The organism is Sulfitobacter sp. SK025 (assembly GCF_003352105.1).
GTDB classification, from domain to species: domain Bacteria; phylum Pseudomonadota; class Alphaproteobacteria; order Rhodobacterales; family Rhodobacteraceae; genus Sulfitobacter; species Sulfitobacter pontiacus.
The window spans coordinates 1,836,668-1,862,566 of record NZ_CP025808.1 but is presented as its reverse complement, the minus strand read 5'-3'; the positions used below and the strand labels follow the sequence as shown (position 1 = coordinate 1,862,566).

Annotated in this window: 26 protein-coding genes and 1 tRNA gene; 12 read left to right on the top strand and 15 right to left on the bottom strand. The window is 60.4% G+C overall.

The genetic code is table 11. The features are described 5' to 3' along the window. Positions 1-24 precede the first annotated feature (24 nt). Entirely contained in the window at positions 25-813 is a 789-nt protein-coding gene (locus tag C1J04_RS09070; RefSeq protein WP_005853253.1) for an RlmE family RNA methyltransferase, read from the bottom strand. After that, positions 813-1,928 (bottom strand): Ppx/GppA phosphatase family protein, encoded by a 1,116-nt coding sequence (locus C1J04_RS09065; RefSeq protein WP_005853251.1) that lies wholly within the window; start codon positions 1,926-1,928, stop codon positions 813-815. Before C1J04_RS09065 ends, C1J04_RS09070 begins: the two co-directional genes overlap by 1 nt. 261 nt (positions 1,929-2,189) lie before the next feature. Here C1J04_RS09065 and C1J04_RS09060 point away from each other — a divergent pair, with 261 nt between their 5' ends. From C1J04_RS09060 to C1J04_RS09045, 4 genes are all read left to right on the top strand, one after another. Next, a complete protein-coding gene (locus C1J04_RS09060) occupies positions 2,190-2,486 on the top strand; it encodes a virulence factor (RefSeq protein ID WP_005853250.1) in 297 nt (98 codons plus the stop codon). 48 nt (positions 2,487-2,534) lie between these two features. After that, positions 2,535-3,476, top strand: coding sequence for a methylenetetrahydrofolate reductase (locus tag C1J04_RS09055; RefSeq protein ID WP_037954711.1), 942 nt, complete (start codon positions 2,535-2,537; stop codon positions 3,474-3,476). A gap of 16 nt (positions 3,477-3,492) precedes the next feature. Beyond that, entirely contained in the window at positions 3,493-4,569 is a 1,077-nt protein-coding gene (locus C1J04_RS09050; protein WP_005853246.1) for a methyltetrahydrofolate--corrinoid methyltransferase, read from the top strand. A 301-nt stretch (positions 4,570-4,870) separates the two neighbouring features. Beyond that, entirely contained in the window at positions 4,871-6,697 is a 1,827-nt protein-coding gene (locus C1J04_RS09045; RefSeq protein WP_009826923.1) for a sensor histidine kinase, read from the top strand. A gap of 40 nt (positions 6,698-6,737) precedes the next feature. Here the strand turns inward: C1J04_RS09045 and C1J04_RS09040 are convergent. The 11 genes from C1J04_RS09040 to C1J04_RS08990 form a co-directional block, all read right to left on the bottom strand. Next, positions 6,738-6,814: transfer RNA gene (locus tag C1J04_RS09040), tRNA-Arg, on the bottom strand. A gap of 58 nt (positions 6,815-6,872) precedes the next feature. Further along, on the bottom strand, positions 6,873-8,093 hold the full coding sequence (locus tag C1J04_RS09035) for a cysteine desulfurase (protein ID WP_009826922.1): 1,221 nt from the start codon (positions 8,091-8,093) through the stop codon (positions 6,873-6,875). After that, entirely contained in the window at positions 8,086-8,685 is a 600-nt protein-coding gene (locus C1J04_RS09030) for a Yip1 family protein (protein ID WP_009826921.1), read from the bottom strand. Before C1J04_RS09030 ends, C1J04_RS09035 begins: the two co-directional genes overlap by 8 nt. Continuing rightward, positions 8,682-9,167 carry a hypothetical protein gene (locus C1J04_RS09025; RefSeq protein WP_009826920.1) on the bottom strand — a complete coding sequence of 162 codons (486 nt, stop codon included), beginning with the start codon at positions 9,165-9,167 and terminating at the stop codon, positions 8,682-8,684. The genes C1J04_RS09030 and C1J04_RS09025 overlap by 4 nt, the downstream gene beginning before the upstream one ends. Next, positions 9,167-10,450 carry a SufB/SufD family protein gene (locus C1J04_RS09020; protein ID WP_009826919.1) on the bottom strand — a complete coding sequence of 428 codons (1,284 nt, stop codon included), beginning with the start codon at positions 10,448-10,450 and terminating at the stop codon, positions 9,167-9,169. The genes C1J04_RS09025 and C1J04_RS09020 overlap by 1 nt, the downstream gene beginning before the upstream one ends. After that, positions 10,450-11,205: a Fe-S cluster assembly ATPase SufC gene (gene sufC, locus C1J04_RS09015; protein WP_005853235.1), complete on the bottom strand. Its 756-nt coding sequence runs from the start codon at positions 11,203-11,205 to the stop codon at positions 10,450-10,452. The genes C1J04_RS09020 and sufC overlap by 1 nt, the downstream gene beginning before the upstream one ends. Positions 11,206-11,296: 91 nt before the next feature. Beyond that, positions 11,297-12,103 carry a polysaccharide pyruvyl transferase family protein gene (locus C1J04_RS09010; RefSeq protein WP_009826918.1) on the bottom strand — a complete coding sequence of 269 codons (807 nt, stop codon included), beginning with the start codon at positions 12,101-12,103 and terminating at the stop codon, positions 11,297-11,299. Positions 12,104-12,134: 31 nt separating this feature from the next. Beyond that, the gene (locus C1J04_RS09005) at positions 12,135-12,326 is read right to left on the bottom strand and encodes a hypothetical protein (RefSeq protein WP_009826917.1); all 192 of its coding nucleotides are present in this window, start codon (positions 12,324-12,326) and stop codon (positions 12,135-12,137) included. Positions 12,327-12,331: 5 nt separating this feature from the next. Further along, entirely contained in the window at positions 12,332-13,870 is a 1,539-nt protein-coding gene (sufB, locus tag C1J04_RS09000) for a Fe-S cluster assembly protein SufB (RefSeq protein WP_114865346.1), read from the bottom strand. Positions 13,871-13,899: 29 nt separating this feature from the next. Further along, positions 13,900-14,964, bottom strand: coding sequence for a cysteine desulfurase family protein (locus tag C1J04_RS08995; RefSeq protein WP_009826915.1), 1,065 nt, complete (start codon positions 14,962-14,964; stop codon positions 13,900-13,902). A 111-nt stretch (positions 14,965-15,075) separates the two neighbouring features. Next, positions 15,076-15,546 carry an Rrf2 family transcriptional regulator gene (locus C1J04_RS08990; protein WP_009826914.1) on the bottom strand — a complete coding sequence of 157 codons (471 nt, stop codon included), beginning with the start codon at positions 15,544-15,546 and terminating at the stop codon, positions 15,076-15,078. Between the two features lie 173 nt (positions 15,547-15,719). Between C1J04_RS08990 and C1J04_RS08985 the strand changes: the two genes are divergently transcribed. From C1J04_RS08985 to typA, 8 genes are all read left to right on the top strand, one after another. Further along, the gene (locus C1J04_RS08985) at positions 15,720-16,373 is read left to right on the top strand and encodes an alpha/beta hydrolase (RefSeq protein ID WP_005853224.1); all 654 of its coding nucleotides are present in this window, start codon (positions 15,720-15,722) and stop codon (positions 16,371-16,373) included. Beyond that, a complete protein-coding gene (locus C1J04_RS08980; protein ID WP_005853222.1) occupies positions 16,373-16,606 on the top strand; it encodes a hypothetical protein in 234 nt (77 codons plus the stop codon). The genes C1J04_RS08985 and C1J04_RS08980 overlap by 1 nt, the downstream gene beginning before the upstream one ends. Positions 16,607-16,609: 3 nt before the next feature. Further along, positions 16,610-17,191: an HD domain-containing protein gene (locus C1J04_RS08975; protein WP_009826913.1), complete on the top strand. Its 582-nt coding sequence runs from the start codon at positions 16,610-16,612 to the stop codon at positions 17,189-17,191. Positions 17,192-17,364: 173 nt separating this feature from the next. Further along, complete coding sequence (locus C1J04_RS08970) at positions 17,365-18,582, top strand: NADP-dependent isocitrate dehydrogenase (protein WP_009826912.1); 1,218 nt, start codon at positions 17,365-17,367, stop codon at positions 18,580-18,582. Positions 18,583-18,729: 147 nt separating this feature from the next. Continuing rightward, positions 18,730-19,338 carry a YitT family protein gene (locus tag C1J04_RS08965; protein WP_005853215.1) on the top strand — a complete coding sequence of 203 codons (609 nt, stop codon included), beginning with the start codon at positions 18,730-18,732 and terminating at the stop codon, positions 19,336-19,338. A gap of 92 nt (positions 19,339-19,430) precedes the next feature. Next, positions 19,431-19,760, top strand: coding sequence for a DMT family transporter (locus C1J04_RS08960; RefSeq protein ID WP_037954404.1), 330 nt, complete (start codon positions 19,431-19,433; stop codon positions 19,758-19,760). A gap of 114 nt (positions 19,761-19,874) precedes the next feature. Then, the gene (locus C1J04_RS08955; protein ID WP_009826909.1) at positions 19,875-20,747 is read left to right on the top strand and encodes a mechanosensitive ion channel family protein; all 873 of its coding nucleotides are present in this window, start codon (positions 19,875-19,877) and stop codon (positions 20,745-20,747) included. A 104-nt stretch (positions 20,748-20,851) separates the two neighbouring features. After that, the gene (gene typA / locus C1J04_RS08950) at positions 20,852-22,669 is read left to right on the top strand and encodes a translational GTPase TypA (protein ID WP_009826908.1); all 1,818 of its coding nucleotides are present in this window, start codon (positions 20,852-20,854) and stop codon (positions 22,667-22,669) included. Between the two features lie 181 nt (positions 22,670-22,850). On the opposite strand, the gene C1J04_RS08945 is transcribed toward typA, so the two are convergent. Both C1J04_RS08945 and alaS read right to left on the bottom strand, forming a co-directional pair. Beyond that, positions 22,851-23,138 carry a DUF1330 domain-containing protein gene (locus tag C1J04_RS08945; RefSeq protein WP_009826907.1) on the bottom strand — a complete coding sequence of 96 codons (288 nt, stop codon included), beginning with the start codon at positions 23,136-23,138 and terminating at the stop codon, positions 22,851-22,853. Between the two features lie 3 nt (positions 23,139-23,141). Continuing rightward, complete coding sequence (gene alaS / locus C1J04_RS08940) at positions 23,142-25,802, bottom strand: alanine--tRNA ligase (RefSeq protein ID WP_009826906.1); 2,661 nt, start codon at positions 25,800-25,802, stop codon at positions 23,142-23,144. Positions 25,803-25,899 lie beyond the last annotated feature (97 nt).

The following is a 25,899-nucleotide window of genomic DNA, read 5'->3' as shown; positions in this document are numbered from 1 at the left end:
GCGCGCCTTGAGGCGGTGCGGGGCCTACAGATTCTCCTGGTCTTCGGGTAGCGCCCCTTTGAAACCGGTGGCGACCACGAATTTCTCGGAACTGTCGGACCGGCTGGCGGGGGGTTTGATATTGGCGACCTTGGTAAACCGACGTTTGAGCAGCTGTTGCAAGTCGCCCTCCGCGCCGCCGGCCAGCACTTTCGCGACAAATGTGCCGCCATCCTCAAGCACGTCAAAAGCAAAATAGGCCGCAGCTTCGCACAGCGCGATGATCCGGTTGTGGTCGGTCTGTTTGTGACCCGAGCTTGACGCCGCCATGTCGGACATCACGACATCGGCCTTGCCCCCCAGCCAGCCTTTGACGATCTCGTCCGCGTCGTCTTCCATGAAATCAAGCTGGTGCAATTCGCAGCCTGCAATCGGCTCCATCTCTTGCAGGTCGATCCCCAGAATCGTGCCGACGTTCTTGCCCTTTTTCTCGCCAAGAACGTTACAGCGTTTGACCGCGACCTGACACCAGCCACCGGGGGCCGCGCCAAGGTCGACCACCCGCGCACCGGGCACCAGAAAGCGGTATTTGTCGTCAAGCTCCATGATCTTGTACGCCGCGCGCCCGCGATACCCTTCGGCATTGGCGCGTTTGACATATGGATCGTTCAACTGGCGCTGCAACCAACGGGTCGAGCTTAGCTTGCGCCCGCGGGCCGACTTGACCTTAACCTTGAGGTCACGCTGGCCGCGCCCTGATGTATTCTTGCCAGTGGGGGTTTTCCCGCCCGACGCACCGCCCGTGGGCGTCTTGCCTGTCGGAGTTTTCGCCATCAGCCTAATCCTTCTTCCAAAACGCCATCCGCGCTCATCTGGGCATAGAGCAGCCCCTCGCGCAGACCACGGTCTGCAACACTTAATCTATCCGTCGGCCAGCACCGCATCAACGCCTGCAAAATCGCGGCTCCTGACATGATCAACGCCTGACGGTCCAGCCCGATACGCGGATCGGCACGCCGCCCCCCCGGCCCCATCGCGAGATAGGAATGGATCACCTTGTCGATCTGCGCCGAGGTCATGCGAAGCCCGTCTACCTTGGTCCGGTCGTAGCGCTTTAGCCCCAAATGGCTGGCAGCAACAGTGGTGACCGTGCCCGAGGTGCCGACAATCTGGAAATGGTCCTGCGACTGGATCGATTGATAAGGGGTGAAGTCGGTCAAGTTCTCCTCGAAGAACCAGCTCATCAAGGCAAAGCGTGCGGCGTCGTCTTCAACATCAGAGAATTGATCGCGCAAGGTCGCCACGCCCAGAGGCACGCTGATCCAGTCGACCACACGCGCGGCGGGCACATCTGTTTTCGCCTGATGGAACCCGCCATGCAGCCGCATGATGGATTGCGCACGGTCGGCTTTGGGCACCTTGGAGATGTCGATCCAGACCAGCTCGGTCGAGCCGCCACCGATATCGACCACCAGCAGGTTGTGGGTCTTGCGGTTCACCAGCGGCGCGCAGGAAATCACGGCAAGCTGGGCTTCTTCCTCGGGCTTGATGATATCAAGCTTGAGCCCTGTCTCGCGCTGGATACGCTGCATGAATTCCGCACCGTTGGCGGCACGGCGGCACGCCTCGGTCGCGACAAGCCGCATCCGCCGCACCTTGTTACGGCGCAGCTTTTGCTGGCAGATCCGCAATGCCTGAATGGTACGCGTCATCGATCCGCGCGACAATCGCCCGGTTTTCTCAAGCCCTGCCCCAAGCTGGACAGACTTCGAGAAGCTATCGACGACATGGAAACCGCTGCCTTTTGGCTGTGCGATCAGCATGCGACAACTATTTGTGCCCAGATCAAGGGCCGCATAAAGTTCGGTCGATCTGGGCGGAACTGGCGCGGGGCTCAGAGCCGGCGGTACATCGAGCGCGCCCGCACCTTTGGGACGCTGTGGCGCCATGATTGCGCCTTTCATATTGAGTTGCCCCCAAGGTAATGTTTCTGCGGGCAAGGGGCAAGCGGGAAACCAGAGATCCGGCAGCGTAAGCTTATAGTCGCCCTCACAACCATCTTGAGAATTATGACGCCCCGCCCCCCTCGCCTGTCGCGGTTGCGCGCTGTAATGTGACCACGTCGCAGACGCCGTTCTGAATGTCGAAAAACGGCGACGGGGACAGATCAACAGCCGCTAAGAAAAACAAGCACAGCAGAGGAATCAATCATGCCCGAAGTTACCATCGTCTATTGGCGTGATATTCCTGCGCAGGTCATCGTCGGCAAAGGCCGTCGCGGGTCCAAGCGTCCGCTGCCTGAACGGTTCGAACAGGCCATCGACCGTGCCGCGATGAAAATCGGCGCGGATGACAGCGATGCCTATCTGGCCGAATGGCGCAAGGCCGATCCCTATACGGTCGACGGCGAACCCGACGCCGTGGCCGATGCAGAGGTCGCGCGCATCGACGCAGAGTTCGACCGTGACCGCATCAAGACGCTGATTGCCAATGACGGCTGGGCCTAACCGCCCGCTGCCGGTGCAAAAGTTGATCCCTTCATGAAAGAAATGCTCATGTCCCTTTTGAACTTCCGGCGCAAAGAAGCCCCCGTGTCCGATCTGCCTACCCCCGAGGTCGCGGGTTTTTTGCGCGACTACTCGATCGAGGTGATGCCCCGCACGGCGGAAAAGGTCGAAGACTTCCGCGATCTGCTGCCCGAGGGGACACGGGTCTATATCGCGCATATCGATGGCACCCCGATCGAAGACATGGTCGCCACTGCCGCGCGGCTCAATGCCGACGGCTACAAGGTCATGCCGCACTTTCCCGCCCGCATCATCAAGGATCGTGCCACGCTGGAAAACTGGATCGCCATGTATCAGGGCGAGGCTGACGTACGCCAAGCCTTGCTTCTGGCCGGTGGCGTCACAACGCCCCACGGCGATTTCAGCGACTCCATGCAGTTGATGGACACCGGATTGTTCGACAAACACGGGTTTGAACGGCTGCACATCGCGGGCCACCCCGAGGGTAACCGCGACATCGACACCGATGGATCACGTCTACGGGTGGATGATGCGCTGCGCTGGAAGCAGGGTTTCTCCGAACGGACGGACGCGAAGATGGCCATCGCCACACAATTCGCTTTCGAGGCGCAGCCGATCATCGAATGGGCCGATAGCCTGAAACACGCGGGCATCGACCTGCCGATCCACATCGGCATTGCAGGCCCCGCCAAGCTGCAAACCCTGATCAAATTCGCCATCGCCTGCGGGGTCGGCCCTTCGCTGAAGGTGCTGCAAAAGCGCGCGATGGATGTCACCAAACTGCTGTTGCCCTACGAGCCGACAGATGTGATCACCGAACTGGCCGCCCACAAAGCCGCCCACAAAGCCGCCAACCCAGATTTCAACATTACCCATGTGCATTTCTTCCCGCTGGGTGGGATCAAGACGAATGCCAATTGGGCCATTGAAAATGGCGGACCCGCTGCGCAACCAGCCAACTCCGTCTAAGGAAAGACTGAACACCATGACCAGAACTGTCGTCGAATCCAAGACAAAAACAGCGATCATCGGCTTTGACGAGCCCTTCTGCGTGATCGGGGAACGTATCAACCCCACCGGCCGCAAGATCCTCGCCGAAGAGCTGGAGCGTGGCGATTTCAGCCGCGTCGAGGCGGATGCCATTGCGCAAGCCGCGGCGGGCGCGAATATTCTGGACGTGAACTCGGGTGCCGTTTTCTCGAACAAGATGGCCGAAGACCCCCGCTATGCGGATAATAACTTTGTCGAACCGATGCTGATGCCCGAACTGATCCGCGTCGTGCAAAACGTCGTCGACATCCCGCTGTGCATCGACAGCTCGGTCCCCGGTGCGCTGGAAGCGGGTCTTGAGGCCTGCGAGGGCCGCCCGCTGCTGAACTCGGTCACCGGCGAGGAAGAGCGGCTGGAGCTCGTGCTGCCACTGGTCAAGAAATACAACGTGCCGGTGGTTGCGATCTCGAACGACGACACGGGCATTTCCGAAGATCCCGACGTGCGTTTCGACGTTGCCAAGAAGATCGTAGAGCGCGCCGCCGACTTCGGTATTCCGGCCCATGATATCGTGGTCGACCCGCTGGTCATGCCCATCGGCGCAATGGCGACGGCGGGGCATCAGGTCTTTACCCTTGTGCGCCGTCTGCGCGAGGAACTGGGCGTGAACACGACCTGTGGTGCCTCCAACATCAGTTTTGGCCTGCCCAACCGTCACGGCATCAACAACGCTTTCCTGCCGATGGCAATGGGCGCTGGCATGACCTCGGCGATCATGAACCCGATCACCCTGCCCGTGAACCAGACCAAGATTGCCGAGAAGAAGGCCGAACTGGTGACGGCGGGCATCATCCTGCCGGACGAGATCGACGACGAAACCTTTGTAACGCTCTTCGGGATGGGATCGACCAAGCCCACCCCCGGCAAAGAGATGGAGGCGATCCGCGCCGCCAACTTCCTGTTCGACCGCGACCCTCACGGCACCGAATGGATCAAGTTCAACAAGGTCGCGCCCAAGGCCGGTCAAGAGGGGCGTGGCCGCGCTGGCCGCAAGGGTGGCCGCCGCCGGTAATGGGGATTCTCCCTACCCCCAAGATCAAAATCCCCGCAAACCACGGTTTTGCGGGGATTTCTTTTGCGTTCGGGCCAGTGTTTAACCCGTCCAGCGCTTGACCCCACATCCCACACACGCATGATCACGGCACAAAGCTTTACTATGCCTTGTATTGTCTTTGACAAAGAACGACGGCCCCGAACGCACGGGCCTGCTGTCTAACTTCTGTCAAAGTTTCAACACATCCGTATGCCTAGATCGCTTTGCAACGACGCAGCCCGTGGGTGAATGAATGACAACGTGCTTTGAAGGTGTAGCTATGCAGCCCGTGTTCTGGGCTGCCGCAAGCGTGAGCGCTGTCGCCGCGGTCGTTATGGTCTGCATGCTGAAATATCAGCACTTCCACGGCAAGCGGTTCTACGGCCTGACCTTCATCGCCATGATCTGGACCCTGATCACCGTCGGGGCCGAAGCCTCCAACCCCTCCTTTGCCTGTCAGTTTGACATGGCCATCGTCGCGTGGCTGGGCAATGCGCTGGTACCTGTGGCATGGTGCTTCTTTGTCTTCGCCTATGTGCATCAGGCCGAATGGCTGTCGAAAAAGCGTGTGGTGGCCGCGCTGGTGCTAGTGCCTGTGGGCTGCTTTGTCTTTGCTGCAACCAATAGCATGCACCAGCTGGTCTATACCGCCGAGACTGCAATCCTGCCCGGTGACCGGCAGATCACCTATATCCACGGGCCGGGATTCTTCGCGATCACGGCCGTGCTGTATACTTTCGTCGCCGCGACCTTCTATGCGCTGATCAAGGCCTTTGCCCGCGCCCGCCGTTCTGCCTGGCCTCTGCTGGCAATGCTGGCGGTGGTCACGATCACCCCGCTGTCTGCCAATGCGGCTTACGTTATTTTCGGCTTCACCGTCTTCGGACTGGACCCGACGGCCTTTATGTTCACCGTCGGTATCCTGGCCTTTACCTTCATGCTGCTGACGAACAAGACGATGGATATGGCGTCGATCGGGCAGTCGATCCTGTTCAACACGACCAGCGAACCGGTGATCCTGATCGACAACAACCGCCGTGTCACGTTGATGAACTCTGCCGCGAAACGCAGCGGGTTGTGCAACCTGTCCAAAGCCGAAGCCGATGCCCTGTTGGCCAAGATCGATACCCGCAGCCCCCGCACGACGGACGCTTCCCTGACCATCGAACAGCGCATCTATGACCCGCGTATTCAGGAAATCGAAAGCCCGCTAGACCCGAACGGCGCCATTCTGGGGTGGAGCATCACCCTGGTCGATATCACCGACCGTATCGTCATCACCCGCGCCCTCGAAGATGCGCTGCTGCGCGCCGACGAGGCCAACCGCGCCAAGGATGAATTTATCTCTGTCGTCAGCCACGAGCTGCGCACGCCGCTTACCTCGCTCAAGGGCGGGCTGGCGTTGGCGCTTAGCGGGCGTTTGGGCGAGATCGACGCGCGCATCCGCTCCCCCCTCGAAATCGCACAGCGCAACGGCATGCGCCTGTCCCGTCTGGTCGATAACATTCTGCTGGCGCAAAAGATCGACGTGGACGCGCTGTCGCTTGACGCGCTGCCGGTCGATCTGGGGGCGCTACTGAAAGAAAGCCTGGAAGAGAACAAGATGTTCGCCGCCGAGCAGAAGATCGACCTCGTGCTGCCGAAAGGGGATCAAACCGCGACGATCACCGGTGACGCCTTTGCCCTCCGCCAGATCATCGACAACCTCGTGTCCAACGCCATCAAATTCTCCGAACAAGGCAGCACCGTTGAAGGCAGCCTATCCATCCGCAACGGCCATGTGCGCCTGTCGATCAAGGACAGCGGCCGCGGCATCCCCGACGGGATGGAGGGGCAGGTCTTTGGCCGCTTTGAACAGGTCAAGAACGGCGGGCAATATGCGACACAGGGGTCCGGTCTGGGGCTCCATATCTCGCAACAGCTGGCCCGGCAGATGTCGGGAAAATTGTTCTACGACAGCGTAGTCGGCGAAGGCACGACCTTCCACATGGAATTCACCACCGTCGCCGCACAGCAGCCCGCCGTGATCCTGTCAGCCGCTGACAACACGGACGACACCCCTACCTCCGCAACGACCGGCGACACGCCAGAAGCCGTGCAGGCCTGAGGGCGAAGCCCCACATAAACATATCTACTTCAAGGGAAGATGGCGGACCCTAGAGGATTCGAACCTCTGGCCTCTGCCTTCGGAGGGCAGCGCTCTATCCAGCTGAGCTAAGGGTCCATCTAGGGGCGGTATAGCCAGACTACCCGCCCCCTGCAATTACAAAATCAGCCTTGGGTCACGCAAACAAATCATGCGCCAGTTCAAGCGCCTCGATCAGCGTGTCGATCTCGGCATTGGTGTTGTACATCCCGAAGGACGCGCGGCAGGTGGCGGTCTGGCCCAAGTGCTGCATCAGCGGCCCGCAACAATGCTGACCCGCACGTACCGCCACGCCCTTTTTATCAAGAATGGTAGAGATATCATGCGCATGCGCCGCCCCGTCCAGCGTAAAGCTGAAGATCGCGGCCTTGTCCGGCGTGGTGCCCTGCACCTGCACCCAATTCAGCCCCGACAGGCGCGACACGGCATAATCGCGCAAGGATGCTTCATGAGCGGCGATATTCTGCATCCCGATGTTCATCATATAATCCAGCGCCACGCCCATGCCGATGGTCTGTACGATGCCGGGGGTGCCCGCCTCGAACTTCATCGGGGCATCGTTATAGGTGATGCCGTCTTTGGTGACCTCGCGGATCATATCGCCGCCGCCCAGAAACGGGCGCATCTCGGCCATGCGATCGGGGTTGATATAGATCGCGCCGGACCCCGAGGGGCCATAAAGCTTGTGACCCGTGATCGCGTAGAAATCGCAGCCGATATCCTGCACGTCCACAGGCATGTGCACCGCCGCCTGCGACCCGTCAACCAAGACGGGCACGCCTTTGGCGTGGGCCCCTGCGGTGATCGCCTTGACGTCCACTACCGTGCCCAGAACATTCGACACCTGCGTCACGGCAATGAGCTTGGTCTTGGGGGTGATGGCGTCGATCACGGCTTGCGGATCAAGCGCGCCAGAGGCGTCCACATCGACCCATTTGATCACGACGCCCTGACGCTCGCGCAGGAAATGCCACGGCACGATATTGGCGTGATGCTCCATCACCGAAAGGATGATCTCGTCCCCCGCCTGCAGGTTCGGCATGGCCCAACCGTAAGCGACCAGATTGATCCCCTCTGTCGTGCCAGAGGTAAAGACGATGTGATCCTCGTTTCCGGCATTCAGGAACCGTGCCACAGTGCCGCGCACGGATTCATACTGATCGGTCGCCAGATTAGAAAGATAGTGCAAGCCGCGGTGAACATTGGAATATTCATGGCTGTACGAGCGGCTGATCGTATCAATCACGACCTGCGGCTTTTGGGCCGAGGCCCCATTGTCGAGATAGACCAGCGGCTTGCCGTTCACCTCGCGCGACAGGATCGGAAAGTCGCTGCGGATGGTGTTTACGTCATACATCAAGAAGCACTCCTTGGGCGGCAACGCCCACGATAGAGAGAAGCAGGCTGAGCCCCAGAACGATGGCCGCCATAGAAATCAGCAAAACGCCGACAGCCTTGCCCAGTCCGGTAAAGTTAAAGGCGGCGGCGATGAAGTTGACCAATATCCAAAGCCCGATGAGGCCCGTCGCCAAGGATGCCAGCACCGACACCCCCGGAGAGATGAACATCAGCAGGAAAATCGCCACCTGCGCGATGATGCGCAGGACCTGCAAGAACACCACCAGTGCCAGCACATCGCCAAAGTCGCCTTCGCCTCCAAGCGCACGCCCGGCCCAGTAAAGCCCGTGGGTCGTGATCACCAAAACGCCCGAGAGCAGGACAAACATCGCCAGCGGGCTGGTAAAGAACGCAGGCATCGCGGGCGTCGGTTGCAGCACCAGACTGACCGAAAAGATCAACGTATTGATCGCCGCCGCCAGCGCCAGCGCGGTCCACAGCACGTCCCGCCCCAGCCGCCACCCCATGATCTGGTTCGCGGCAGCACGCGGGTCACGCAGGCTAAGCACGACCAGCTCGGTCAGAACCGATCTTATATCAGGGGCATTCATGAGCGTGTCCGATATGCGACCAGCAACCCGCTGATCCAGAACCACAAAAATACGCAAAGCCAGATCAGCCCGACGATGCGCAATTCGATCCCTTCGCCGACGAATCCCGCCGTCAGACCGTGCAACAGCACAAGCGGGCTGGACGCCAGCAAGGCCCAGAACAGCGCCAGACGCGTGCTATAGCCGCTGGGGCGGCCGCGCATCACCTTGAGGATGATCTGCGTCCCCGCCGCCAGCATGTAGAAAATCAACGGCGCGATGAACAGCCATGCCAGCAGGGTCGCCCCCAGCAGCATGTCAAGCTCGGTGCCGTTGACGTGGGCTTCGCGGGCCAGACGCGGGGTCTGGGCCACGAAAAAGATGAGACACGCGACCATCAGATAGACCAGGTTGCGATCCTCCCGCGGGCCCTGCCCCAACAACCGCCGCACAACGGCGGCGGGGTTGCGGTAGCTGGCCACGATATCGCGTGTCGCCGCCATCAGGCTGCGTGCCGCTCAAGCCACGCGGCAAGCCGTGCGGTGATCTCTTCGCGCAGGGTCTCATCCTCGATCTCTTCCACGGCCTCGGCCAGGAAGGACAAGGTCAGCAGATCCGTCGCGACGTTATGCGGCACACCGCGCGAGCGTAGATAGAACAGCGCGTCCTCGTCGATCGCCCCCGACGTGGAGCCGTGCGAACAGGCCACGTCATCGGCGTAGATCTCAAGCTCTGGCTTGGCAAGGAACTGGCTGTCTTCGTCCAACAGCAACGACTGGCTGATCTGGTAGCCATCGGTCTTTTGCGCGTCGGCCTTGACCAGAATCTTCCCTTGGAACACACCGGTCGCCCCGTTGCGCAGCACCTTCTTGAACACCTGACGGCTTTCGCAGTTCACCGCATCATGGGTGATGAACACCGTGTCGTCGTGGTGGAAATCCCCCCCGTCGCCCACACAGGCCCCCGCCACATGGGCGGCAGCATCGTCACCCGTCAGCTCGATCACGCAATCGTTGCGCGTCATCACGCCATTGGCGGTCAGGGTAAAGGATTTGAACGCGGACTCAGTCCCCAAACGGGTAAAGATATGCGTCGCGGCACGTTGTTCGTGATCGCGGCCTTGGGCGCGCACATGGTGGAAAGACGCGTTATCCGCGACCTCAACCTCAAGCACACCGTTAAAGCGCGCGGCGACGGGGCCGTTCTCCAGCAGCGTGAATTCAGCGCCGGCGTCCAGCTTGACGACGTGGTGCAGCATGACATCCGCTGTCTCGGAGGTCCGGCGATAGACGATATTCACCGGCTTGGAGATTTTGCCCGTCACATGGATCAGCACGCCATCCGCGGCAAAAGCCGTGTTCAGCGCCGCCAAGGGGCGTGCCACAGGTGTCTGGCCGTTCTTTTCCAGCGTCCCATAAAGATCACGCGCCCAATGCAGATCGGCATCCGCTTGGGCCAGCCGTTCGATGGTGATGCCTTCAAGCGCCAGATCGTCCGACGCATCGGCATCGAACACACCGTCGACGAACACCAGCTTCAGCCGGTCGATCTGATCAAACAGGGCCACGTCTTCGGACGCGTGCACCGCGGCAGAGACGGCCTGCGGCTGGGTCAGCGTATCGGGACGGGTGTATTTCCAGTATTCGTCACGACGCTCGGGCAGACCTGCCTGTTGCAGACGGGACAACGCATCCTTGCGCGCCGCATCGGACCAGCCCCCTTGGGGCAGGTCCAACGTGGCGATCAACGCCTCGGTCGGGGTTTGTTGTGTCGCTGCTTCGGCCATTACGCCACCTCGGACAGGATGTCGGCATACCCGTTGTTCTCGACTTCCAGCGCCAGCTCGGGGCCGCCGGTCTTGATGATGCGGCCATCAGCCATGATGTGCACCACATCGGGTTTGATGTGGTCCAGCAGACGCTGGTAGTGGGTGATCACAAGGAAACCGCGGCCTTCGGTGCGCAGCGCGTTCACGCCATCAGCAACCAGTTTCATTGCGTCAACATCCAGACCGGAGTCCGTTTCGTCGAGGATGCACATTTTTGGCTCAAGCATCGCCATCTGCAAGATCTCGTTACGCTTCTTCTCACCACCCGAGAAGCCCATGTTCACGGGGCGCTTCAGCATGTCGGCGTCGATCTTCAGCTCTTTGGCGCGGGCGCGCACAACCTTGAGGAATTCCGCAGCAGACATCTCTTCTTCGCCACGGGCCTTGCGCTGCGCATTCACAGCGGTGCGCAGGAAAGTCATGTTGCCAACGCCGGGAATTTCAACGGGATACTGAAAGGCGAGGAACAGGCCAGCGGCGGCACGCTCTTCCGGCTCAAGGTCCAGCAGGTCGATGTCACCCAGATGGGCGGAGCCTTCGGTGACCTCGTAGCCGTCTTTGCCCGACAGCACATAGGACAGCGTGGATTTACCGGACCCGTTCGGCCCCATGATCGCGTGGACCTTACCGGCTTCGACTTCCAGATCGACACCCTTCAGGATTTGCTTGTCTTCTTCTTCCAGTTTGACCTTCAGGCCTTTGATGCTCAGCATGATGGGTTCCTTTTCTTGCGCTTTGGCGCTGCAATGACAGTGAATTGAGTGAATGAAAACCCCGTCGTGGGGCCGTCATCGGTGTAAGATTTCATGCCGCCCTCCCCGCCTGTAAGGCTTTGGGAAAACGGGCATAAAGAGCGGTGCGGCAGGCATCTATGCCCGCCTGATAGGAAAGCGGTGACAGCGGGTCGGGCAGAACCGCCGTCGGGATGTCCTCGACGTTGATAGGGGCCCGCAGGGGCCGGCCGACCGAGGCCGCATAATCCAGATATTTCAAGCGCGACTGCCCGATCGGGGCCAGCCAGCTGTTGGGCACACCATAGGCATCGGCCACGATCAACCCGTGCAGCGAAGACGCAAACACGTGATCACACGCAGCAATCGCCGCGCAGACATCCTGCGCCTCGCCGCGGGGGTCAATCAGCTGATACCGCGTGTCACTGGCGATCAGAGCCTGCAACACAGGGTCCTCCACCAACGAATGATGCGGCACGATGCCTATCTTGCCATTGGGCGCGCGCTCCTGCGGCCACACGGCGTTGATCAACAGACCGGGATCACCGAACTCCGACAGTTCCAACCCCAGCAGCGCGGCAGTGATCGGCCCACGGACCAAGGCGATATCGACATGATCGACAAACCCCGTCCCCTGCACCGGATGCAACAGACCCGCCCCCCAGATCACCGGACGGTGGTCCTGTGCCTCGCTAAAGTTGCGCTTGACCACCTGCAAAAGCGACCCGATGGCCCAGACCTCCGCCTTGCGCACACCGGCATGCGCCACCGGCCGACCCGCGACATGGGCGAGCACCACAGGGCTGAGGGCGTCCCCGAAATTCGGGACCGCCTTCCACCAGTGCAGGCCCAAGGGAGTGGTGTCCGCCGATGCCTGCATCAGAGCGCTGCGCCTTTGGTCCCTACGGTGATCATTCGCCATCCCCCTTGCGCAGCACCAACAGGGCCACTCGGATCGCGGCATAGATCATCGCAAAGATCAGCATCTGGAAGAACGTGTTCTCGAAGGCGACGAGCGTCAGCCCGCCCCCGCGAAACAGCGCCATCAGCACCCAGAAAACGAGCGCGGCAATGGTCACGTTCCATGTCAGCTTGCGCATCATCGTGATTACCCCACGGACCCTTCAAGCGAGATCGCAACCAGCGCTTGCGCTTCCATCGCGAACTCCATCGGCAACGCCTGAAGCACGTCTTTACAGAATCCGTTCACGACCAGGGCAACCGCCTCTTCCTCGTCCATGCCGCGCGAACGGCAGTAGAACAGCTGATCGTCGTCTACCTTAGATGTGGTCGCCTCATGCTCCACCCGGCTGCTGTTATTCTTGACCTCGATGTAAGGCACCGTGTGGGCCCCGCATTTGTCGCCGATCAACAAGCTGTCGCACTGGGTATAATTGCGCGATTCCTTGGCTTTGGGGTGCATGGTCACCAAGCCGCGATAGGTGTTCTGCGCCTTGCCCGCCGAAATCCCCTTGGACACGATGCGCGATTTGGTGCGCTTGCCCAGGTGGATCATCTTGGTGCCGGTGTCGGCCTGCTGCATGTTGTTGGCGATGGCGATGGAATAGAACTCACCCTGGCTGTCGTCGCCGCGCAGGATGCAGGACGGATATTTCCATGTCACGGCAGAGCCGGTTTCGACCTGCGTCCACATCACCTTGGCACGGTCGCCGCGGCAATCTGCACGCTTGGTCACAAAGTTGTAGATCCCGCCCTTGCCGTCTTCATCACCGGGATACCAGTTCTGAACGGTCGAGTATTTCACCTCGGCGTCTTCCTCGATGATGATTTCAACCACCGCGGCGTGCAACTGGCTCTCGTCGCGCTGCGGCGCGGTACAGCCTTCAAGGTAGGACACATAGGACCCCTTGTCGGCAATGATCAGCGTGCGTTCAAATTGGCCGGTGTTTTCCGCGTTGATACGGAAATAGGTCGACAGCTCCATCGGGCAGCGCACGCCCGGCGGCACGTAGACGAACGACCCGTCAGAGAAGACGGCCGAGTTCAGCGTCGCATAGAAGTTGTCATTCACCGGCACGACCGAACCAAGGTATTTCTTGACCAACTCGGGGTGCTCGCGGATCGCCTCGGAGATAGAGCAGAAGATCACGCCCGCCTTTTTCAGCTCGTCCTGGAAGGTGGTCCCGACCGAAACAGAGTCAAAAACCGCATCCACAGCCACCTTGCGGGGCTCGTCGCCCATCTTCTCTGCGCCTTCGACGCCTGCCAGAATCGCCTGCTCTTTCAACGGGATACCCAGCTTCTTGTAGGTTTCCAGCAGCTTGGGATCTACATCATCCAGGCTCTTGGGCTTTTCCGCCATCGATTTCGGGCGCGCATAGTAATACTGCTGTTGAAAGTCGATTTCCGGATAGTCGACCATCGCCCAGTTCGGCTCTTTCTTGGTCAGCCAGCGTTCATAGGCCGCCAGACGCCATTCCAGCATCCACTCGGGCTCTTCGTTCTTCTCCGAGATCAGCTTGACGATATCGGCGTTCAGACCCAAGGGGGCATAGTCCATCTCGATATCTGTGGACCACCCGTATTTATAGGCACCGCCGACTTCGCGCACGGCATCCACGGTTTCCTGATCAACGCCCTCTTTAACGCCGGTGTTCGGGTCGTCCTTGACCAAAGTGCTATCCATGCTTTTCATCCTTCAACTGGCGGCGCGCATCAAGCGGCCCGCGCCTCGTGTTTCTTCAATTTCGCGGTCCAGGCGTCTGCAAAACGCAAGACCTGTTCTTCTGTGGTGTCCGGCCCAAGCGATACGCGCACGGCACAGGATGCCTCAGCGTCGTCAAACCCCATCGCCGTCAACACCCGGCTTGTCGCCACCTTACCGCTAGAGCACGCAGACCCGGCGCTGATCGCAAAGCCCGCAAGGTCCATCTGCATCACCTGCGTCTCACCGCGCCATCCGGGCGTGATAAAGCAAGAGGTGTTCGGCAAACGCGCCACGTCTTTCCCAACAAAAATAGTCTTCTTTGACGCAGCCTCAAGAGCCTTCTCTAGAACATTTCTAAGTTCTGCAACCCGTTCCCATACGCCATCCGCCAAATCCTGCGCTGCGGCAGCGCATGCAGCCCCGAAACCGGCGATGCCGATGACGTTCTCTGTCCCCGCACGACGGCCCAATTCCTGCCCGCCCCCGCGCAACATCGGCTGCATCAATCCGGGCGTATATTCGGGCCCCGCGATCAGCGCACCGATGCCCTTGGGACCGCCCAGCTTATGCGCCGAGACAGCCAATGACGCATGACGCCCCACATCCGAGCGCCAGCGCCCCAGATCCGGCAACTTACCCGCCGCTTGCACCGCGTCACGGAACACGCTTGCGGGCGACGTGCCCAAACGCGCCAGCTCGGCCAACAGGCTTTCCGGCTGCAACACCCCTGTCTCGCTATTGGCACGTTGCAAAAAGAGCGTTTTACCCGCCAAGGCTCCATCCGGCAGCGCGTTCAAATCCACGTGACCATTGCGATCCACAGGCAATTGCTCGGCCTCCGGGCACCAGATGCGTACCGCTTCATGCTCCACGGCTGCGCCGGCCACATTGCCCGCGTCCTGCACCACCCCCGCAATCGCCTCGGTGGCACCGCTCGTGAAAATCACCTCCGACACATCGCAGCCGACCAAAGCCGCCACCTGTCCGCGTGCCTTCTCGACCATCATCTTGGCCGCACGCCCTTCGGCATGGACGCTGGACGGGTTGCCCGCCACATCCATCGCCGCCAGCATGGCCGCGCGCGCCTCTGCCCGCAGGGGCGTGGTCGCGTTATGATCAAGATATACTCTCACATCAGCTTCCAAATGGTCCTAAATCCCAGGGAGTGTGAGGGACAGCGTCCCTCATTCCGCATCCGCCTCGTCCACGATGGCAAAGAGGTTCGGCACCGCCGGACAGGGGGCAAGCTCGTTCGCGACAACATCTGACAGCCGCGTCTGGTGCAGAAAGACATAGACCTGTGCGCTCAACCCCTCCCACAAACGGTTGGTCAGCGACTGCGCCCGGCTGCCCGATGACCCGCCAGAGGCACCGGCCCCCACATGCATCGCATCGACCTTCTCGTCGACCGCCGCCAGAATATCGACAACGCGAATGTCCGACGCAGGCCGCCCCAAGCGGTAGCCGCCGCCCGGACCACGCACCGAAGACACCAGTTCGGCCCGGCGTAGCTTGACGAAAAGCTGCTCTAGGTACGGCAGGGAAATGGACTGACGCGCCGCGATATCGCCCAGATTGACCAGACGATCCGCAGGCTGAAGCGCTATATCGGCCAAAGCGACCATCGCATACCGCCCCTTGGTTGACAGCTTCATCGCAGTGTTCCCTTCCCCATAAGCGCCTGTTTGATTGACGACGACGCCTGAAATGCCTAAACGCAAAGTCTGACCCCCAGAAACGGGGATCACACAAGTTAGAACCGTTCTAAACTGCCCTAGCGAATTCGTCAACTATTCCGCTGCACTTAGAACCCCAAGCAGGGACGCTCATGCCCGAGGTTATTTTTCCCGGACCCGAAGGCCGCCTCGAAGGCCGCTACCATCCACAAAAAGAACGCGACGCACCAATCGCCATTCTGCTCCACCCGCATCCACAATTCGGCGGGACGATGAACCATAAGGTCGTGTATAATATGCACTATGCCTTCTACAATATGGGTTTCACCGTTCTGCGCTTCAATTTCCGCGGCGTGGGCCGGAGCCAGGGTGAATACGATCAGGGCGTCGGTGAACTCTCCGATGCGGCCTCGGCGCTGGATTACCTGCAATCGATGAACAACAACTCCAAGCATTGCTGGGTTGCCGGTTTCTCGTTTGGCGCATGGATCGGGATGCAGCTGCTGATGCGCCGCCCCGAGATCACGGGCTTCATCTCTGTCGCACCACCGGCGAATATGTATGACTTCAGCTTCCTCGCACCCTGCCCGGCCTCCGGTCTGGTGATCAACGGGACCGCTGACCGTGTGGCACCACCCGCAGATACCGTGAACCTCGTGAACAAGTTGCACGAGCAGAAAGGCATCACCATCACCCACCAAGAGATCGAGGGTGCCGGCCACTTCTTTGAAGAGCCGCATATGGAGACGCTGATCACCTCTACCACAGACTACGTGAAGCGCCGCCTGACGGAGACAACCCGCTAATGGCGGATCCGACAGTCGTCGAACTGGCCAACCAAATGGCCGAAGAATGTCTGGCGGTCCAACGCGAAACCGGACAGGAGCGGCTTTTTATGGAAGTCGCTGCTGTTCTGGGCGCGTCGTCGCAGACGATGGAAGAAGCCTTTGTCACGGCGATCCGCACGCGGCTTGCCGCCGCACAGGGGCGTGACTTTATGGCCAAGGCGCTTGCCGCGCACCGTGCAAAGGAAAGCTGACGTATGACCACCAGACTTGAGCAGCAGATCGCCTTTCTGAACGAAGCGGACAAGCTCAAGTCGGTCACACGCGGGACCTTGCTTTGCGATGCGTCGCGGGCCGAAAACTCGGCTGAACATAGCTGGCACCTGACGCTTTATGCGCTGGTGCTGGCGGATCAGGCGGGCCCCGATGTCGACATCACCCGCGTGATCAAGATGCTGATCCTGCATGATCTGGTAGAGATTGACGCAGGCGACAACCCGATCTTTGGCAGCTACGACACTGCCGATATGGAAGCGCAGGAACAGCTTGCCGCTGATCGTATTTTTGGCCTCCTTCCCAACGACTTGCGCGACGATCTTCGCGCGACGTGGGAAGAGTTTGAAGCCAATGAGACCCCCACAGCCCGCTTTGCGAAATCGCTGGACCGCTTCCAGCCCCCGATGCAGAACCTCGCGGCGGGCGGCGGCAGCTGGGTTGAATACAACGTGACCGAAGCGCAATTCGTGGAAAAGGTCGGCAGCAAAATCCAGACCGGCGCGCCGGGTCTTTGGGAGTTTGCCCGCGCCCGTGTCTCTGCTTGGTTCGCCGCACGGGGCTAACCGCCCGCCCCCTCTACCCATCATCCCCCACCACGCGTGTCACACGCCTGTCGCAGCGCGATGCTATGGGCTAAGCCGCGCAACTCTTTTCAGTATACCATTGCATACCGACTATGCATTCACGCCTGAATAGGCTATGCCGGTGTCAGTATCATTTCAAAGGACCGCAGATGATGACCAAGATCAAAGTGGAAAACCCGATCGTTGAGCTCGACGGTGATGAGATGACCCGCATCATGTGGGATTTCATTAAGAAAAAGCTGATCCTTCCCTATCTCGATGTGGATCTGAAATATTACGATCTGGGGATGGAGGTCCGCGACGAGACCAACGACCAGATCACCATAGACGCGGCCCATGCGATCAAGGAATACGGCGTGGGCGTCAAATGCGCGACCATCACCCCTGACGAGGCTCGGGTCGAGGAATTCGGCCTGAAAGAGATGTGGCGCTCCCCCAACGGGACGATCCGTAACATTCTGGGCGGCGTGATTTTCCGTCAGCCGATCATCTGCAAGAACGTCCCCCGCCTTGTGCCCGGCTGGACCAAGCCGATTGTCGTGGGCCGTCATGCCTATGGCGACCAGTATAAAGCGACCGATTTCAAATTTCCCGGCAAGGGCAAGCTGACCCTAAAATTCGTCGGCGAAGACGGGACAGAGATTGAACGCGAGCTGTTCGACGCCCCCGATGCCGGTGTCGTGATGGGGATGTACAACCTTGATAAATCCATCATCGACTTCGCCCGCGCCTCGCTGAACTACGGTTTGAACCTTGGCTGGCCGGTGTATCTGAGCACCAAGAACACGATCCTCAAACAGTATGACGGCCGCTTCCTTGAGCTGTTCCAGCACATCTACGAGACCGAGTTCGAAGATAAATTCAAAGCGGCGGGCATTACCTATGAACACCGTCTGATCGACGACATGGTTGCCTGCGCGATGAAGTGGAACGGCGGCTATGTCTGGGCCTGCAAGAACTATGACGGCGACGTGCAGTCAGACACCGTCGCGCAGGGGTTCGGCTCGCTCGGGCTGATGACATCCGTGCTGATGACCCCCGATGGCCAGACGGTCGAGGCTGAAGCCGCCCACGGCACGGTCACCCGCCACTATCGTCAGCACCAGAAGGGCGAGGAAACCTCGACCAACTCCATCGCGTCGATCTACGCATGGACCGGCGGGCTGAAGCACCGCGGCAAGCTGGATGGCAACGCCGAGCTGACACGCTTTGCAGAGACGCTCGAGAAAACCGTGGTGGATACTGTGGAATCGGGCTTCATGACCAAGGACCTCGCGCTGTTGGTCGGCCCTGACCAAGGCTGGCTGACGACAATGGGCTTCCTTGAAAAGGTGGACGAGAACCTGAACAAGGCGCTTGGCGCGCAGTAAGCCGGATGCTTAAAATAAGGGCCATTCTCACCGGGTGGCCCTTTTTCTGTGCACGATCCCCTGCGTGACGTGATGTCATTGGGAAAAATATTATTCTGCACTGCAGCACCCCTAGACAGGTCAACATAGCTGCCCTATCTGGGCGATATGACATATGCTGATCCCCTCCACCATTCTTCGCTAGATGATGTTCAAGGCCTCAGCCTTGGAGTCTTTCTCTGCGGTATCGGAATTTTCGTGCTGACCTCTGCCGGTCTCATCACCGGGCAGACGGCGGGCTTGGCGGTGATCATCGCCTATCTGACAGGCTATTCCTTTGGCACGGTCTTCTTCCTGATCAACCTGCCGTTCTACTTCCTTGCGTATAAACGGCTTGGGGCCGAGTTCACGATCAAGTCGCTGATTTCCGTGACCATGCTGTCGGTCGTGACCGAATTCCTGCCCTATGGTTTCGCGATCCAGTCGCTCAGCCCTGCCCTCGCGGCGGTGATCTTTGGCGCGCTGGTGGGTCTGGGTCTGCTGGCGATGTTCCGCCACAACGGGTCGCTTGGCGGCCTTGGGGTGGTGGCACTGCTGGTGCAGGACACCACGGGGTTCAAAGCCGGATGGGTCCAACTGATTACTGACGCCGTAATCTTTTCGGTCGCATTGTTCCTGTTTCCAGCCTCCGTCGTGGGCTATTCGCTGCTTGGCGCACTGGTGCTGAACCTGATCATCACCTTCAACCACCGCCGCGACCGCTATATCGCGACCTGATCCGCAGGCGTATAGCACCCAGCCCCGCTCTTGACACCGGCCCGTGACCGCCTCAGGACTGGGCCGGAAAGCAGCAACGGGGGCGTCAGGATATGCATTACGTTTGGTTGATGATCGCGATCCTGACCGAGACGTTGGGCACCAGCGCTTTGCAAGCCTCGCAACAGTTTACGCGGCTTTGGCCATCAGTCGGCGTCGTTGTCTGCTATGCGATTTCTTTCTACCTGATGGGGCTGACGCTCAAGGTGATGCCCGTGGGGATCGTCTATGCGATCTGGTCGGGCCTTGGCATCGTCTGCATCGCGGGTATCGGCTATATCGTGTTCGGACAAAAGCTGGACCTCGCCGCCGTGGTGGGCCTGTCGATGATCATCGGCGGCGTGCTGGTCATCCACCTGTTTTCCAACAGTGCGACCCACTGACGCGCGCTTTCTCGGAACCTGCCGCTGCTTTTAGGCGTTAGCGTGTAACGCAACGACCGAAAGTGCCGCATGTTAGACTCACTAAGCTCCGTTTGGGGCACCCTCCCCGACCCTTTGCGCAATCAGCTAGAAGGCTACGCCATCGGGTTCTGGAGCGTCCTGCCGCAGCTTATCCTGTCGATCGTTTTCCTGTGTTTTCTCTGGGCCATCATCCGCATCGTTCAGGCCGTCGTGCCCGGTGCTCTGCGCCGCGCCCATATGCGGCGGTCGCTTGTCGACGTGATCATGATGCTGATCGTGGTGGGCATGTGGCTCTTCGGGGTGCTGATCGCGGTGACCATCGCCTTTCCCACCATCACCCCCGGCAAGGCACTGACCGCCTTGGGTGTGGGCGGTGTCGCCATCGGTTTCGCCTTCAAGGATGTGTTCGAAAACTTCCTCGCCGGTATCTTGCTTCTGATCCGCGAGCCCTTCGCGGTGGAGGATTACATCGAATGCGAAGGATTTGAGGGTCAGGTCGAAGAGATCACGATCCGCGATACCCATGTGCGCCAGACCGACGGGCAGCTTGTGGTCGCCCCGAACGCGATGTTCTTCAAGAACCCCGTCACCATCCGTACCGCCCGCGATGTGCGCCGGACCACGGTGATCTGCGGCGTGGCCTACGGCGAGGACGTGGATGCCGCGCGCGAAGTGATCGCCAATGCGGTGCGCGGCGTGGATGCTGTACGCGATGACGTGCGCGACGTCGAGATCTTTGCGCAGGAGTTCGCGGATAGCGCGATCAACTTCGAGGTCACATGGTGGACCGGCTCGCGCCCCATCGACATCCGCAGCAGCCGTGACAAAGTCGTGGCCGCCGTCAAACGCGCGCTGGATGATGCGGGCATCGAGATCCCCTTCCCCTATCGCACGCTGACCTTTAATGAACCGCTGCCCATCCGCGACCAGCGCGACAGCACAGAAGACACAGGCACCGGCGGCTAATCGCCTTTAGGGCTAGCTTTCTGATGCCGGGCACGGTAAGCGCTGCGCAAATGCTGCGGTGCGAGAGCGTGCGCGGCCCCCTCCCGTATCAAAGGCATACCCCAATGGACATGCGTAACATCGCAATCATCGCTCACGTTGACCACGGCAAAACGACGCTGGTTGACGAGCTTCTGAAACAATCCGGCACCTACCGCGAAAACCAGGCCACAACCGAACGCGCGATGGACAGCAACGATCTGGAGCGCGAGCGCGGCATCACGATCTTTGCCAAACCGACCTCGGTCGTCTGGAACAACACACGCATCAACATCGTCGACACGCCCGGCCACGCCGACTTTGGCGGTGAAGTTGAACGCATCCTGTCGATGGTCGACGGTGTTGTCCTGCTGGTCGACGCGGCTGAAGGCCCGATGCCACAGACCAAATTCGTGACCTCCAAGGCGCTGAAACTGGGCCTGCGCCCGATCGTCGTACTGAACAAGGTCGACAAGACCGACGCCGAGCCTGACCGCGCACTGGACGAATGTTTCGACCTTTTCGCCAGCCTTGATGCGACAGACGAACAGCTTGAATTCCCGCATATGTACGCCTCCGGCCGCTCCGGCTGGGCCGATGCAGAGCTGGACGGCCCGCGCAAAGACCTTAGCGCGCTGTTCGACCTGATCCTCGATCACGTCCCCGCGCCCAAGCAGATCGAAAATGCCGAGAAGCCCTTCACCATGCTGGCAACCACATTGGGCGGTGACCCCTTCCTGGGCCGTCTGCTGACCGGTCGCGTGGAAACAGGCACGCTGAAAGCCGGCCAAAGCATCAAGGCGATGTCGCGCGACGGCAAACTGATTGAAAACTTCCGCTGCACCAAGATCCTCGCCTTCCGCGGGCTAGAGCAGACAGCCATCGACATGGCCGAAGCAGGTGACATCGTTTCCATCGCCGGTATGTCCAAGGCAACCGTGGCCGACACGCTGGCCGATACATCGGTGAACGAAGCCATCCCTGCCCAGCCGATCGATCCGCCCACCATCACCGTGACTTTCGGCATCAACGACAGCCCGCTGGCCGGTCGTGACGGCAAGAAAGTCCAGTCCCGCGTGATCCGCGAGCGCCTGATGAAGGAAGCCGAATCCAACGTCGCGATCAAAATCTCCGACACCCCCGGCGGCGACGCCTTCGAGGTTGCCGGTCGTGGCGAATTGCAGATGGGCGTTCTGATCGAGAACATGCGCCGCGAAGGGTTCGAGCTTTCGATCTCGCGCCCGCAGGTTCTGTTCCAGGAGATCGACGGTGTGCGTCACGAGCCCATCGAAGAAGCCACCATCGACGTGGATGACGAATACTCCGGCGCGGTCATCGAAAAGATCACAGGCACCCGTAAGGGCGAGTTGGTCGAAATGAAACCCGCCGGTGCCGGCAAAACCCGCATCATCGCCCATGTCCCGTCGCGCGGGCTGATCGGATACCACGGTGAATTCCTGACCGATACCCGCGGCACAGGCGTCATTAACCGCGTGTTCCATTCCTGGGCACCGCACAAAGGCACGATTCCCGGCCGTCGCGCGGGCGTCCTGATCTCGATGGAGAACGGCACCTCCGTGGCCTTCGCCCTGTGGAACCTTGAAGAACGCGGCAAGATGATGATCGGTGCACAGGCTGACGTCTATACCGGCATGATCATCGGCGAACACAGCCGTGAAAACGATCTTGAGGTGAACCCGCTGAAGGGCAAAAAGCTGACCAACGTCCGCGCCTCGGGCACCGACGAGGCCGTCCGTCTGACCACACCCATGACCCTGAGCCTGGAAGAAGCCATCGCCTATATTGATGACGACGAGCTGGTTGAAGTGACGCCAAACGCAGTCCGTCTGCGCAAGCGCTATCTGGACCCGCACGAGCGGAAACGGATGGCAAAGTCGGCGTAAACAAAGCGATGCTGGACCGGGGCTTAGCCCCGGACCCCAGGATTTTATACCATTTGGAAAGCGGGGCTGGTTTGCCCTGCTTTTTTTTATGTCTGGCGAAGTGTGGGGGGGAGGTTTGGTGGGGTCAGCGGCCTTGCTTGGCCGCTGACAAGAGCTTGGGTGCGGCCTTGGCCAGCTGGGCTTAGCCGTCGATTTCTACGACCATCAGCTCGCGTTCTGACGCGTCTTTGGCGTGGCTCAGCGCCTCTTGGTAGGCGTCGGAGTTGTAGCAATCGACCGCATCCTCGACAGAGGCGAAACGGGCCACAACATTGCGCGGACGTTCCTTGCCTTCAAGCTGCACGAAGCGGCCACCACGGGCCAGAAAGCTGCCCCCATGCGCCGCGATGGCGGGGCCAGCGAGCTTGGCATATTTACCGTAGGCGTCCTCGTCAGTAACCGTGACATGGGCAATCCACAAAGCGGGCATCGTTTATCCTTTCAGAACATTTTCGGCTGCGGCAATCGCGGCCTCGGCATTTGCGACATCTTTGGCACCACCCTGGGCCATTTCAGGACGGCCACCGCCCCCCTTGCCGCCCAGTTCGGCAACGACGGTCTTGACGATATCAACCGCCGAGATCGTGGCAGCCAGATCGGCGGTGACACCCGCCGCGACCGCTGCTTTGCCGTCTGCATCAGCAATCAGCAGCACCGCGCCGGACCCGAGCTTGGCCTTATGTTCGTCGATCAGCGCGGGAAGATCCTTGCCGGTCACACCGTTGACCACCTGCGCGATGAACTTGATCCCGTTCACCTCGCGCGGGGCCGCGGCACCGGCATCGCCACCGCCCGACATGGCCAGCTCGCGGCGCAGCTGAGCGACCTCGTTGGCCAAGGCGCGGCGTTCATCCAGCAAGGCACGGACGCGATCGGGCACATCCGCGGTCGAGGTCTTGAGCTCTGCCGCGACGCGGGTCAGCGCGGTTTCCTGCGTGCGCAGCCACTTGAGGGCTTCGGTGCCGGTCAGCGCCTCGATCCGGCGGATGCCCGAGCTGCTGGAGCTGTCGCCCAACAACACAAAGGCCCCGATGTCACCGGTCTGGCGCACGTGGGTACCACCGCAGAGTTCCAGCGAATAGGTCTGCTTGTCCGCGCCCTTGCCCGAACCGGCCTCGCGGCCCATAGAAACAACCCGCACCTCGTCGCCATACTTCTCGCCAAAGAGCGCCTGCGCCCCCATCTCGCGCGCGTCATCCGGGGTCATGATCCGGGTTTCCACGGCGGTGTTCTGGCGGATGTAGCTGTTCACCTCTTCCTCGACCGCGGCCAGTTGGTCGGTCGTCATGGCGTGGTTGTGGCTATAATCAAACCGCAAACGATCCGCCGCATTCAAAGAGCCACGCTGCATCACGTGATCCCCCAAGGTCTTGCGCAGCGCCTCGTTCAGCAGGTGTGTGGCAGAGTGGTTCGCACGGATCGAGGTCCGCCGCGCGTGGTCCACATCCAAGACCGCGGCCTGAGAGGTCTTGACTGTGCCCTCTGTCACCTCGCCGATATGGATGAAAACGCCCGCGGTCTTGCGCGTGTCGGTCACCGTGACCACGCCGCTGTCGGTCTTGATCGTGCCGGTGTCGCCGACCTGACCGCCGCTTTCGGCATAAAACGGTGTCTGGTTCAGCGCGATCTGAACGGCGTCGCCCTGTTTCACCTCGGCCACCTGGGCACCGTCCTGGATCAGCGCAACGATCTGCCCCTCGGCGGTTTCGGTGTCATAGCCCAGAAAATCGGTGGTGCCGGACTTTTCGGCCACATCGAACCAAACGGTCGCATCCGCCGCTTCGCCCGAACCGGACCATGCGGCACGCGCCTTGGCCTTTTGCGCATCCATCGCGGCGTTGAAGCCTTCAAGATCAACCTTGCGGTCCTGTTCGCGCAGGGCATCCTGAGTCAGATCGACCGGGAAGCCGTAGGTGTCATAGAGTTTGAACGCGGCCTCGCCCGGCAGATCGGCACCGGCGGGCAGGCCCTTGAGTTCGTCATCCAGCAGCTTCAGGCCACGGTCCAACGTTTGTTTGAAGCGCGTTTCTTCCAGCAGCAGTGTCTCTGTAATCAGTGACTGCGCCTGCCCCAGTTCGGGGTAGGCCCCGCCCATCTGACGCACCAGTTCGGGCACAAGGCGGTGCATCAACGGGTCTTTCAGCCCCAGCAAATGCGCGTGACGCATCGCCCGGCGCATGATCCGCCGCAACACATAGCCCCGCCCGTCGTTCGAGGGCATCACCCCATCCGCGATCAGGAAGGAGGTCGACCGCAGGTGGTCGGCGATCACGCGGTGGTGCGTCTTGCCCGGGCCATCCGGATCGGTGCTGGAGGCATGGGCGCTCGCTTCGATGAGGTTGCGCATCAGGTCGGTGGCATAGTTGTCGTTCGTGCCCTGCAGCAGCGCCGCGACCCGCTCGATCCCCATGCCAGTGTCGATCGATTGGTTCGGCAGTGCGGTGCGGCTGCCATCCTCGAACTGTTCATATTGCATGAAAACGAGGTTCCAGATCTCGACAAACCGGTCGCCGTCTTCCTCTGGCGATCCGGGAGGGCCGCCCCAGATGTGATCCCCGTGATCGTAAAAAATCTCGGAACATGGGCCGCAAGGGCCGGTCGGCCCCATCATCCAGAAGTTGTCATCTGTCGCGATGCGAATGATCCGGTCGTCCGGCAGCCCGGCGACTTTCTTCCAGATCTCCGCAGCCTCGTCGTCGGTATGGTAAACGGTCACGTAAAGACGGTTGGGATCAATGCCCAGTTCTTTGGTAATCAGCTCCCATGAAAAGGCGATGGCTTCGGCTTTGAAGTAATCGCCAAAGCTGAAATTACCCAGCATTTCAAAGAAGGTATGGTGGCGCGCTGTATAGCCCACATTGTCGAGGTCGTTGTGTTTGCCCCCGGCGCGCACGCATTTCTGCGCTGTTGTCGCACGCGAATAATCGCGGGTTTCAACGCCGGTAAACAGGTTCTTGAACTGCACCATGCCGGAGTTCGCGAACATCAGCGTGGGGTCGTTTCGCGGCACCAGCGGGCTGGACGGCTGGATCGAGTGACCCTGCTTTTCAAAATAACCAAGGAAGGTTGATCGGATATCGTTGAGCGTCTTCATATGCGGGGCCTTTCGAGGGGCAAAAACAATTACCTTCGAATACCCTCGCGAAAGAGCACTGTCCACAGGCAGCCCCCATGAAAAAAGGCGCGCCGTA

Bases quoted from the DNA above. Each gene is read 5' to 3' on its own strand.
- C1J04_RS09070 (WP_005853253.1), bottom strand. From the start codon at position 813: ATGGCGAAAACTCCGACAGGCAAGACGCCCACGGGCGGTGCGTCGGGC.
- C1J04_RS09065 (WP_005853251.1), bottom strand. From the start codon at position 1,928: ATGGCGCCACAGCGTCCCAAAGGTGCGGGCGCGCTCGATGTACCGCCG.
- C1J04_RS09060 (WP_005853250.1), top strand. From the start codon at position 2,190: ATGCCCGAAGTTACCATCGTCTATTGGCGTGATATTCCTGCGCAGGTC.
- C1J04_RS09055 (WP_037954711.1), top strand. From the start codon at position 2,535: ATGTCCCTTTTGAACTTCCGGCGCAAAGAAGCCCCCGTGTCCGATCTG.
- C1J04_RS09050 (WP_005853246.1), top strand. From the start codon at position 3,493: ATGACCAGAACTGTCGTCGAATCCAAGACAAAAACAGCGATCATCGGC.
- C1J04_RS09045 (WP_009826923.1), top strand. From the start codon at position 4,871: ATGCAGCCCGTGTTCTGGGCTGCCGCAAGCGTGAGCGCTGTCGCCGCG.
- C1J04_RS09035 (WP_009826922.1), bottom strand. From the start codon at position 8,093: ATGTATGACGTAAACACCATCCGCAGCGACTTTCCGATCCTGTCGCGC.
- C1J04_RS09030 (WP_009826921.1), bottom strand. From the start codon at position 8,685: ATGAATGCCCCTGATATAAGATCGGTTCTGACCGAGCTGGTCGTGCTT.
- C1J04_RS09025 (WP_009826920.1), bottom strand. From the start codon at position 9,167: ATGGCGGCGACACGCGATATCGTGGCCAGCTACCGCAACCCCGCCGCC.
- C1J04_RS09020 (WP_009826919.1), bottom strand. From the start codon at position 10,450: ATGGCCGAAGCAGCGACACAACAAACCCCGACCGAGGCGTTGATCGCC.
- sufC (WP_005853235.1), bottom strand. From the start codon at position 11,205: ATGCTGAGCATCAAAGGCCTGAAGGTCAAACTGGAAGAAGAAGACAAG.
- C1J04_RS09010 (WP_009826918.1), bottom strand. From the start codon at position 12,103: ATGCAGGCATCGGCGGACACCACTCCCTTGGGCCTGCACTGGTGGAAG.
- C1J04_RS09005 (WP_009826917.1), bottom strand. From the start codon at position 12,326: ATGATGCGCAAGCTGACATGGAACGTGACCATTGCCGCGCTCGTTTTC.
- sufB (WP_114865346.1), bottom strand. From the start codon at position 13,870: ATGGATAGCACTTTGGTCAAGGACGACCCGAACACCGGCGTTAAAGAG.
- C1J04_RS08995 (WP_009826915.1), bottom strand. From the start codon at position 14,964: ATGCTGGCGGCGATGGATGTGGCGGGCAACCCGTCCAGCGTCCATGCC.
- C1J04_RS08990 (WP_009826914.1), bottom strand. From the start codon at position 15,546: ATGAAGCTGTCAACCAAGGGGCGGTATGCGATGGTCGCTTTGGCCGAT.
- C1J04_RS08985 (WP_005853224.1), top strand. From the start codon at position 15,720: ATGCCCGAGGTTATTTTTCCCGGACCCGAAGGCCGCCTCGAAGGCCGC.
- C1J04_RS08980 (WP_005853222.1), top strand. From the start codon at position 16,373: ATGGCGGATCCGACAGTCGTCGAACTGGCCAACCAAATGGCCGAAGAA.
- C1J04_RS08975 (WP_009826913.1), top strand. From the start codon at position 16,610: ATGACCACCAGACTTGAGCAGCAGATCGCCTTTCTGAACGAAGCGGAC.
- C1J04_RS08970 (WP_009826912.1), top strand. From the start codon at position 17,365: ATGACCAAGATCAAAGTGGAAAACCCGATCGTTGAGCTCGACGGTGAT.
- C1J04_RS08965 (WP_005853215.1), top strand. From the start codon at position 18,730: ATGACATATGCTGATCCCCTCCACCATTCTTCGCTAGATGATGTTCAA.
- C1J04_RS08960 (WP_037954404.1), top strand. From the start codon at position 19,431: ATGCATTACGTTTGGTTGATGATCGCGATCCTGACCGAGACGTTGGGC.
- typA (WP_009826908.1), top strand. From the start codon at position 20,852: ATGGACATGCGTAACATCGCAATCATCGCTCACGTTGACCACGGCAAA.
- C1J04_RS08945 (WP_009826907.1), bottom strand. From the start codon at position 23,138: ATGCCCGCTTTGTGGATTGCCCATGTCACGGTTACTGACGAGGACGCC.
- alaS (WP_009826906.1), bottom strand. From the start codon at position 25,802: ATGAAGACGCTCAACGATATCCGATCAACCTTCCTTGGTTATTTTGAA.